Raw genomic sequence first — 8,932 nt, 5'->3', positions numbered from 1 at the left:
TAGTCGCCGCCTTCCACATTTTCATTGCGTCTGGCGGACACTGTTGTCGCCGCCAGAACAAACCTCAACTGAGGCGGGCAGAGCTTCCACTCATTGGTCACCCTGCCACCCTTCTCTCTGATCATTTTTACCCCCAGGTGCCTCGTTGCACCTGAAAGCACATCCGGCTGCCTCGTTTGCCTGCCGGATCCACGGAAGCCACTCCGCGTTTTGCAGAAGAACCTATCCTCGTCATGGGCCTTCCGCCTTCTTCATCCCTCCTAAGCCGCTGCTCACCTGCGTGAACCTCGCATAATCCATCGATCTCCGGAAATGCCCCATTTCCGGATTACAACCCCTGGTTATCTGGGAGACGGGTAAGAAAGCCCGTGACAAGAAGCAGAAAGTATCCGCCCCGTCCGGTAAGGACGGGCCATCGACAGCTTTCTGAGTGGACCCCTGCGCCTCTTGCTGAAAAGCATTTAGGCAGGATCGAAAGCTGAGATCAATGGTGAATTTTCCGCAAAATCACACGTCGGGCGTTGACTCTTGGGCCGTCATTTAAATGACGCAAACAGGGGTTTGGAGAATCGCTGTTGAATCAATGGGATTCAAAAATGACAGATGTTCGGCGGGCTTTTTCACAGGAAAAATAAAAATTCCCTTGACTCGTTTTGAGAGCATCGGCCGCGCCCAAAACCGTCCCGCCAGCGCCGCCACCTTCGGCAAGCTATTGAAAACGTTTGGCTATTACTGTCACCTTGCCGACATGGTCGATCAGGCAGGATGGTTAAGAATATTCGAATTTAGGCAGAATCAGAAAAAGCCCGGCACGCGGCCAGGCTCCTTCATGAAATCAATTGTGTCGCTGATTAGGCCGACAGAGCCTTCACGCGAGCAGCCAGGCGAGACACCTTGCGGGACGCCGTGTTGCGGTGAAGAACGCCCTTGGTCGCAGCGCGCTGGATTTCCGGCTGAGCGACTTTCAGAGCTTCGGCTGCTACACCGATATCGCCCGATGCAATCGCTTCCTCAACCTTGCGGATGAAGCCGCGAACGCGCGAACGGCGAGCCTTGTTGACTGCGGTACGGCGAGCGATCTTGCGGGTCGCCTTTTTCGCCGAAGTTGTATTGGCCATTGATGCCTCTCTACGAATTCGAACCAAAACTCCGCCGTTGCCGCGCCGGTCCTGCGACCATCGATCCAGCAATTTGGGAGCAATAGAGGAAGCCGTGATCAGGCTTTCCCAACTGTGGGCGGGCATATAGCTGGAATACCCGCTCCAGTCAACGCGCAATTTGCGGCAAAGCGCCGGTTCTCAGCGGTTGGAGAAGCTCGGTTTGCGCTTTTCGACGAATGCCGCCATGCCTTCCTTCTGATCGGCGGTGGCAAACAGCGAGTGAAACAGGCGCCGCTCGAAACGCAAACCTTCGCCAAGCGTGGTCTCGAACGAGCGGGCAACGGCTTCCTTGCCCATCAGCACGGCCGCGCGCGGGAAGGAGGCAATCTTGGCCGCCGCTTCCACGGCTTCATCGATGAGGCGCTCCGGTGCGACAATGCGCGACACCAAACCAGCACGCTCGGCCTCGGCCGCATCCATCATCCGGCCGGTCAAAACGAGGTCCATGGCCTTGGCCTTGCCGACGGCGCGGGTGAGGCGCTGCGAGCCGCCCATGCCGGGAATGACGCCAAGCGTGATTTCAGGCTGGCCGAACTTTGCCGTTTCGGAGGCAATGATGAAGTCGCACATCATGGCGAGTTCGCAGCCGCCGCCGAGCGCAAAGCCGGATACGGCCGCGATGACGGGCTTGCGGGTGGAGGCGATCGCCTCCCAGCCGGAGATGAAGTCGTTCACATAGGCATCAACGAAATCGAGCGACTGCATTTCCTTGATGTCGGCGCCTGCCGCAAAGGCCTTTTCCGAGCCCGTCAGAACAATTGCGCCAATCGCATCGTCCTTGGCTAAGCCGGCAAAGGCATCGGTGAGTTCCGCCATGACGATGGAGTTCAGCGCATTCAGCGCCTTTGGCCGGTTCAGCGTGACAATGGCAACGGCGCCACGTGTTTCAGTCAGCAGGGTCTCGTAGCTCATGCGGATAAAACTCCTCTCCTATTTCTGGCAGCGGGGGCAAAAGAATGTCGAACGGCCCGCCTGGGTGATGCGGGCGACCGTACCGCCACATCCGGGCGTGCGGCAAGGCTTGCCTTCCTGGTCGTAGACGGAGAAGGAATGCTGGAAATAACCGAGCGATCCGTCCGTCTGGATATGGTCGCGCAAGGACGAGCCGCCGGCGGCGATTGCATCGGCGATCACGTCGCGGATGGCATCTGTCAGCAGCAGCAGTTCCTTTTTCGGCCTGCCGGTCGGGGTGACGAGACTGCCAGCGGCACGCCTCGGCGACAGGTGCGAACGCCAGAGCGCCTCGCAGACATAGATATTGCCAAGCCCGGCAATCACCGTCTGGTCAAGCAGCGCGCCCTTGAGCGGCTGCGCCTTGCCGGCAAACCGGGCGGCGAGATAGGTGGCGTCCAGCGCATTCCCGGTCGGCTCCGGTCCGAGCCCCGCAAAGGCAGGATAAAGATCAAGTTCGGAACGCTTCCACAGATGCATGAAGCCGAAACGGCGCGGATCATTGTAGATCACCCGCAGCGGCGCCCCCTCCCGCACCAGGTGAAACACGACATGGTCATGCTTGCCATCCTTGGAACGCGGGTAATGGAAGTCGCCCAACGTTTCGTCAGCGATGCGGAAGGAGCCGGACATGCCGAGATGGCTGATGATTGTCAGGTCGTCCTCGAGCTCGATCAGCAGATATTTGGCGCGCCGACCGAGCGAAACGATCCGCCGTCCCTCGACAGCAGAGGCGAAATTCTCGGGCAGCGGAAAACGCAGGTCCGGCCGATTGAGCTCCAGCTTTGCGATCACCGCGTTCTCCATGGCTGGAGCGAGGCCGCGCCGGACGGTTTCGACCTCTGGCAATTCCGGCATTGTCTACCTAACTTCCTGTTTCAACCGGCCCGGCCCTGCTCTATAGACCAGCCAAGGGCTACGCCATTGATGATGAGTGGGCCACAGATAGCGAGAACAGACCGGTTTCGCTATGGTCGACGCTGAGGCCAGCGCCATAAAAGAAGAGTTGAGGAGTTCATCGATGACCGAAGCCCGCCGCACCAGTGCCGAAGGAGGCATGGAAACCTCCTACGGCTTTCGTCAGGTCGCCGAGGGTGAAAAGCAGGGACTGGTCAATGACGTCTTCCACAAGGTGGCCAAGCGCTACGACATCATGAACGACGTGATGTCGGCGGGCATGCACCGCGTCTGGAAGGATGCCATGATTGCGGCGCTCAACCCGCGCAAGGATACCAGTTACCGGACGCTGGACGTGGCGGGCGGCACCGGCGACATCGCTTTCCGCATCGTTGAAGCCTCGGACCGCAAGGCGCATACGACGGTGCTCGACATCAACGGCTCGATGCTGGAAGTGGGCGCAGAACGGGCGCGCAAGAAGAACCTCACGGCCAATCTCGATTTCGTCGAGGCGAATGCCGAGTCCCTGCCCTTCGAGGATAACTCTTTCGACGCCTATACGATTGCCTTCGGCATTCGCAACGTGCCGCATATCGACGTGGCGCTAAAGGAAGCATATCGGGTGCTCAAGCGCGGTGGCCGCCTTCTGGTGCTGGAGTTTTCGGAAGTCGAGATGCCGCTTCTGGAGCGCTTTTATGAAGAGTGGTCGTTCAAGGCGATCCCGCGCTTCGGCAAGATGATCACCGGCGAGGCTGAACCCTATCAGTACCTGGTGGAATCGATCCGCAAGTTCCCCAACCAGGAAAATTTTGCGGCGATGATCCGCAATGCCGGGTTCTCGCGCGTGACCTATACCAACTATACGGGCGGCATCGCCGCGCTGCATTCCGGCTGGAAACTGTAAGCGGATGAGCACCATTGGCGCTTATTTCCGGCTTGCCCGGGTCGGCTGGGTTCTTGTGCGCGAAGGCGTTGTTTCCGCCCTTCCCACCCAGGACATGCCGCCGTCGATCGGCCTCCTGAAATCGCTTGTGGAGCCGCTGGCGCGCTTCCGGGCCAAGAAGCAGGCCCGCAGCGAGCGGCTGACGCGGGCGGTAGATCGGCTCGGACCCTCCTACGTCAAGATCGGTCAGTTCCTGGCCACCCGGCCGGATGTCGTCGGTGTTGACTGGGCGGTGGATCTTGCACTCCTGCAGGACCGGATGGCGTTTTTCCCGACGCAGGCCGCCAAGGCCGCCGTCGAAGCCTCGCTCGGCCGCCCGGTGACGGAGCTGTACACCTCCTTCTCCGAGCCGATTGCGGCCGCCTCCATCGCCCAGGTGCATCCGGCCGAGGTGACCGGCAAGCGCGTGGCGGTAAAGGTTGTCCGGCCCGGCGTGCGCCAGCGCTTCGCCAATGATATCGAGAGCATGTATCTCCTGGCGCGCCTCCAGGAACGCTTCGTACGCTCCAGCCGTCGCCTGCGCCCGATCGAGGTGACGCGCACGCTCGAGCAGACCACCAAGATGGAGATGGACCTGCGGCTTGAAGCGGCAGCACTCTCCGAAATCGCCGAAAACACCAAGGAAGATCCAGGTTTCCGCGTGCCCCAGATCGACTGGGAGCGGACCGGTCGCGATGTCATCACCATGGAATGGATCGATGGCATCAAGATGAACAATGTCGAGGCCCTGCGTGCCGCGGGCTACGACCTTGAGAAGCTTGCCGAGGTTCTGATCCAGTCCTTCCTGCGGCACACGCTGCGCGACGGCTTCTTCCATGCCGACATGCATCCGGGCAACCTGTTCGTTGATCCGGCCGGCACCATCGTTGCCGTCGACATGGGTATCGTCGGGCGGCTCGGAAAGAAGGAGCGGCGTTTCCTCGCCGAAATCCTGTTCGGCTTCATCACCCGCGACTACATGCGCGTGGCCGAGGTGCATTTCGAGGCCGGTTATGTGCCGGCACACCACGATGTCGCGGCCTTCGCGCAGGCGATCCGCGCGATTGGCGAGCCGATCCATGGCCAGCCGGCCGAAACCATCTCAATGGCACGCCTGCTGGCGCTGCTGTTCGAGGTGACCGACCTTTTCGAGATGCAGACCCGGCCGGAGCTCATCCTGCTGCAGAAGACCATGGTCGTGGTGGAGGGTGTGTCGCGCATGCTGAACCCGCGGTTCAACATGTGGAAGGCGGCGGAACCCGTTGTCGGCCAGTGGATCCGTGACAACCTTGGTCCGAAGCGCGTGGTCTCCGACCTCAAGGATGGCGTCAAGGCGGCCGTGAAGCTTGCCGAGGCGCTGCCGGAGATCGCGACAAAGACCGAGACGCTGCACAAGGAACTCGTTCACATGAGCCAGCATGGACTCCGTTTCGATCCGCAGACGGCTGAAGCGATCGGCCGCGCCGAAGCGCGCCATACCCGCTCGGGCCGGATTGCACTCTGGATCATTGCCCTGTCGCTGCTCTACCTCGTCTTTGCCATCGGCTGATGCCGGTGGCTGGGGAAAGCCCCGAAGGCCCGGCCTTTATTCCGCCCGCTTCTTCATACTCTCTTAAGGAATACATTCCTTTTCGAGGTTTTCCATGGCGTTAGGCGCATCCAGACGATTGCAGGACGGCGTCATCGCCGTCGAAACGATGACCCGGTTTGCACTCGCCGTGCTTGCGCTCGCGTCAGGCGTCTACACTTATCTCGGCGCCCGCACGATCCTCGACGGTTCACCGACAGCGGTGTTCTTTGCAGCCGTCATCTACTCCGCCTCGGTCTCGGTCGGCATCTACGCCTTCTGGTCCTACATGGCGCGGTTTTACCCGCATGTGACGTCGCGCACCGGGCGCGGCGCATTGCTCCTTGTCATGGCCGTGGGTGCGGCGATGATTATGGCCATGTCCAGCTGGCTGAACGCTGCGGCACTCGCCGGATCGGCTGCCGTGGAGCAGCATCTTTCTGAAAGCGTGGAAGACTATACCGCCGATCTCAACCGTGCGCACCAGAACGCGCTTGCGGCCCAGAGCCTCCTTCCCGACATCCAGCGCGCCTCCGAACGCTTCGCCCAGCTTGCCGGCGTCGAACGACAGGCGGGCTCGCTGACGGGAACGACAGGATCTGGCAGCGTCGTGCAACTGCTCAGCCAGATGTCCGCACAGATGAAGTCGCTCGAGGCCAGCATCAACGCCTCGCGCGATCAGGTAACCGACCTCTTCGAACAGGGGCAGAAGCGGCTTGAGACCATGCGCTCGCTGGTTTCGGCGCCCGGCCTCATCGACCCGCGTGCCGACCAATTCTCGAACGAGGCCGTGGCCCTCACCGGCATCATCACCTCGCTCACCCAGACCTCTGTTGCGCCTTCCATCCGCCGCGCCGCCGATGACCTGTCGCTTGGCTTCATCGCCCCGGTTCCGGATGGCGGGCTGCCGGATCTCGTGAACCGCCAGAACCAGGTGATGGAGACGGTGCGCTCCTCTGTCGCCGCGCAATCCAAGGCGCTCGCAAAGGCTGCCGACGAGTTGCTTTCCCGCCCACCGGTTCAGGAGCGGCGTTTCGTGCCGATGGCGCCGGCGGAAGCCGTACTGCATTATGCGCCGGAATTCATACCCGCCTGGGCCGGTGCGATCTCGATCGACCTCCTGCCGGGCGTGATGGTCTTCATCCTTGCCGTGGTGCATGGCGCGATCCGGCGACAGGACGAGAAACTGGCCTTTGCCGACACCATCACCGCTGGCGAACTGCTGCGGGCGCTGGAGGTGCAGCGCGCTATCAATGCGACCGGCAGCGTGCCGGAGCGGGTCCCAACGGCCGTGGCCGAAACGCCAGACGAGGCGCGCCAAGAGCAGGACGCGCCGCCCGAAGAGCGCCCTGCCGGCGAACCGGAACCCAACAACATCACCAGCCTTGAAGCCCGCAGCCGCAGGGATCGCAGCCATGAGGATTGGTGAGGCGATCCGCAGGATCGATGACGGCGCGATCATGAAAGGCGCCTTCTACCTCCTGCTCTGCGCTTCTGCCGTTTTCATGGTGGTCGATATCCGCGAGATGGCGACGTCCGAGACGGAGCTCCCGGGGTTCGACCCGATGCACGAAGATCAGCCCGTCCTGCCGCCGGCGCTGACGGATGGCGTACCGGCCGCTCCGCCCGTGCAGCCTTCAAGCCCCAGCGAAGTGCTGCGCCAGCCGATGGTCTTTGACCTGAAGCCGGGTGGGGTCCTCCTGGCGGAAGGCACCATTGATCTTGGAGCCGCCGGCCGCTTTGCCGAGGAGATCGAGGCGCGCGGCGAGTATGTGAAGGTGGTGGCGCTGAACTCCCCCGGCGGCTCGGTCGATGATGCGCTGGCGATGTCGAAACTGATCCGAGACAAGAAGCTCGACACGCGCGTTGAGACCAGGGCGCTCTGCGCCTCCTCCTGCCCGATCGTGTTTGCCGGCGGTGTCGCCCGCACGGCAGAGAAGGATGCGGTGATCGGCGTGCACCAGGTCTTCAACGGCAGCAAGAACCGCCCGAGTGCCGAGCAGGCCATGTCGTCTGCGCAATCGAGCACGGCGCGGGTGGCGCGGCATCTCGATGCGATGGGCATTGGTGCCGGCTTGTGGATCAACGCGCTCGAAACGCCGCCCGACCGGCTCTACTACCTGACGCCGAAGAAAATGAGCGAGTTCAAGCTTACGACCACGGCGGTCCCGACCGCTGCGAAGAAGAGCTAGCCGGCGCGCTGCGCAAAGTGCTTCGACAACAGCGCGGCGAGAAGGCATGCGAACAGCATCGCCCCGGTAAAGGCAACAACCGCCCACCATCCATCCGCAACCCAGAAATGCCCGCCGGCCGAACCTGCGACGCTCGAGCCGAGGTAATAGGCGAGCAGGTAGAGCGAGGAGGCATGGCCCTTGTTGCCCTTGGCGAGCTTGCCCACCAACGCGCTTGCCACCGAATGGGCCATGAAGAAACCGGAGGTTAAAAGCACGATGCCGAGAATGATCACCCACAGAGGTGCCGCGAGCGTGATGGCGACGCCGATGAGCGCAATGCCGATGCCGACCGGCATGACCAGGAAATACCCGAAACGATCGCCAAGATGGCCGCCAGCCCAGGATGCGGCCATGCCGAACAGGTAGACCGTGAAGATCAGCCCAAGCTCCGTCTGGTTGAGGCTGTAGGGCTCGGCCACCAACCGGAAGCCGGCATAGTTGTAGATCGTCACGAAGGCGCCCATGGCGAGGAAGGCTATTGCAAACAGCATGGCGAGCGACGGGTTGCGCAAATGTCCGACCCAGGCATCGACGTGGTATCGGGCCGACGACTTGCGTTGCACGAAGTTGCGCGACGGTGGCAGGAGGATGAGGAAACCGGTGGCCGCCGCCATGCCCATCAGGCCGATGCTGCCAAGCGCCCAGCGCCACGAAAGATATTCGGCGAGGATGCCGGTGAAGACGCGCCCCGCCATGCCGCCAAAGGCATTGCCGGCGATATAAAGGCCCATCGCCGAGCCGAGCGAGCGCGGCTCGATTTCTTCCGAAAGATAGGCCATCGCGACGGCCGGCACGCCACCGAGCAGAAAACCCTCCAGCGCCCGGATGAGGAGGATGGCGTTCCAGCCTGGCGCGATCGCGCAGGCAACCGTGCAGACGGAAGCGCCGAGCAGCGACACGAACATCAGGCTGCGGCGCCCGAAGCGCTGCGACACCGCTGCGGCCAGAAAGATTGCCACCGCAAGCAGCCCGGTGGAGAGCGACAACGACAAGGAGCTTGCGGCAGGGCTGACGCCGAAATCGTGCGAGAAAATCGGCATCAGCGGCTGCACGCAATAAAGCAGCGCGAAGGTGGAGAAGCCTGAAAGGAAAAGCGCGAAGCTCGCCTTGCGGTATCCCGAGCTGCCGCGGACGAGATACTGTCTGGCTGCGCCTGTGGCATTTGAGGGAGGGGCCGGATCGGCGGCTTCGGGCATGGCAT

8 protein-coding genes are annotated in these 8,932 nt (G+C 62.1%); 4 read left to right on the top strand and 4 right to left on the bottom strand.

The features are described from left to right. Positions 1 to 851: 851 nt before the first annotated feature. From rpsT to mutM, 3 genes are all read right to left on the bottom strand, one after another. The gene (gene rpsT, locus CYG48_RS16605; RefSeq protein WP_118851391.1) at positions 852 to 1,118 is read right to left on the bottom strand and encodes a 30S ribosomal protein S20; all 267 of its coding nucleotides are present in this window, start codon (positions 1,116 to 1,118) and stop codon (positions 852 to 854) included. 180 nt (positions 1,119 to 1,298) lie between these two features. Then, entirely contained in the window at positions 1,299 to 2,072 is a 774-nt protein-coding gene (locus CYG48_RS16600; RefSeq protein ID WP_118851390.1) for an enoyl-CoA hydratase, read from the bottom strand. Positions 2,073 to 2,090: 18 nt separating this feature from the next. Then, positions 2,091 to 2,969 carry a bifunctional DNA-formamidopyrimidine glycosylase/DNA-(apurinic or apyrimidinic site) lyase gene (gene mutM, locus CYG48_RS16595; protein WP_118851389.1) on the bottom strand — a complete coding sequence of 293 codons (879 nt, stop codon included), beginning with the start codon at positions 2,967 to 2,969 and terminating at the stop codon, positions 2,091 to 2,093. Positions 2,970 to 3,132: 163 nt separating this feature from the next. On the opposite strand from mutM, the gene ubiE reads away from it, so the two are divergent. From ubiE to CYG48_RS16575, 4 genes are all read left to right on the top strand, one after another. Beyond that, a complete protein-coding gene (gene ubiE / locus CYG48_RS16590) occupies positions 3,133 to 3,912 on the top strand; it encodes a bifunctional demethylmenaquinone methyltransferase/2-methoxy-6-polyprenyl-1,4-benzoquinol methylase UbiE (RefSeq protein WP_118851388.1) in 780 nt (259 codons plus the stop codon). A 4-nt stretch (positions 3,913 to 3,916) separates the two neighbouring features. Beyond that, the gene (ubiB, locus tag CYG48_RS16585) at positions 3,917 to 5,479 is read left to right on the top strand and encodes a 2-polyprenylphenol 6-hydroxylase (protein ID WP_118851387.1); all 1,563 of its coding nucleotides are present in this window, start codon (positions 3,917 to 3,919) and stop codon (positions 5,477 to 5,479) included. A gap of 94 nt (positions 5,480 to 5,573) precedes the next feature. Next, complete coding sequence (locus tag CYG48_RS16580; RefSeq protein WP_118851386.1) at positions 5,574 to 6,926, top strand: hypothetical protein; 1,353 nt, start codon at positions 5,574 to 5,576, stop codon at positions 6,924 to 6,926. Next, complete coding sequence (locus tag CYG48_RS16575; protein ID WP_118851385.1) at positions 6,913 to 7,689, top strand: COG3904 family protein; 777 nt, start codon at positions 6,913 to 6,915, stop codon at positions 7,687 to 7,689. Before CYG48_RS16580 ends, CYG48_RS16575 begins: the two co-directional genes overlap by 14 nt. Here CYG48_RS16575 and CYG48_RS16570 read toward each other — a convergent pair. After that, complete coding sequence (locus CYG48_RS16570) at positions 7,686 to 8,927, bottom strand: MFS transporter (RefSeq protein ID WP_118851717.1); 1,242 nt, start codon at positions 8,925 to 8,927, stop codon at positions 7,686 to 7,688. The genes CYG48_RS16575 and CYG48_RS16570 overlap by 4 nt on opposite strands. Between the last annotated feature and the right edge of the window lie 5 nt (positions 8,928 to 8,932).

Origin of the sequence: Neorhizobium sp. SOG26, from assembly GCF_003491345.1 — a bacterium.
Lineage (GTDB): Bacteria > Pseudomonadota > Alphaproteobacteria > Rhizobiales > Rhizobiaceae > Neorhizobium > Neorhizobium turbinariae.
Note: the sequence above shows the minus strand (reverse complement) of the source record. Positions and strands in the feature narration are given on the sequence as shown.

What these genes read in the sequence shown, in the direction of transcription:
- CYG48_RS16600 (WP_118851390.1), bottom strand. Translation starts at nt 2,072, where the DNA reads ATGAGCTACGAGACCCTGCTGACTGAAACACGTGGCGCCGTTGCCATT.
- mutM (WP_118851389.1), bottom strand. Translation starts at nt 2,969, where the DNA reads ATGCCGGAATTGCCAGAGGTCGAAACCGTCCGGCGCGGCCTCGCTCCA.
- ubiE (WP_118851388.1), top strand. Translation starts at nt 3,133, where the DNA reads ATGACCGAAGCCCGCCGCACCAGTGCCGAAGGAGGCATGGAAACCTCC.
- CYG48_RS16575 (WP_118851385.1), top strand. Translation starts at nt 6,913, where the DNA reads ATGAGGATTGGTGAGGCGATCCGCAGGATCGATGACGGCGCGATCATG.
- CYG48_RS16570 (WP_118851717.1), bottom strand. Translation starts at nt 8,927, where the DNA reads ATGCCCGAAGCCGCCGATCCGGCCCCTCCCTCAAATGCCACAGGCGCA.
- CYG48_RS16580 (WP_118851386.1), top strand. Translation starts at nt 5,574, where the DNA reads ATGGCGTTAGGCGCATCCAGACGATTGCAGGACGGCGTCATCGCCGTC.
- ubiB (WP_118851387.1), top strand. Translation starts at nt 3,917, where the DNA reads ATGAGCACCATTGGCGCTTATTTCCGGCTTGCCCGGGTCGGCTGGGTT.
- rpsT (WP_118851391.1), bottom strand. Translation starts at nt 1,118, where the DNA reads ATGGCCAATACAACTTCGGCGAAAAAGGCGACCCGCAAGATCGCTCGC.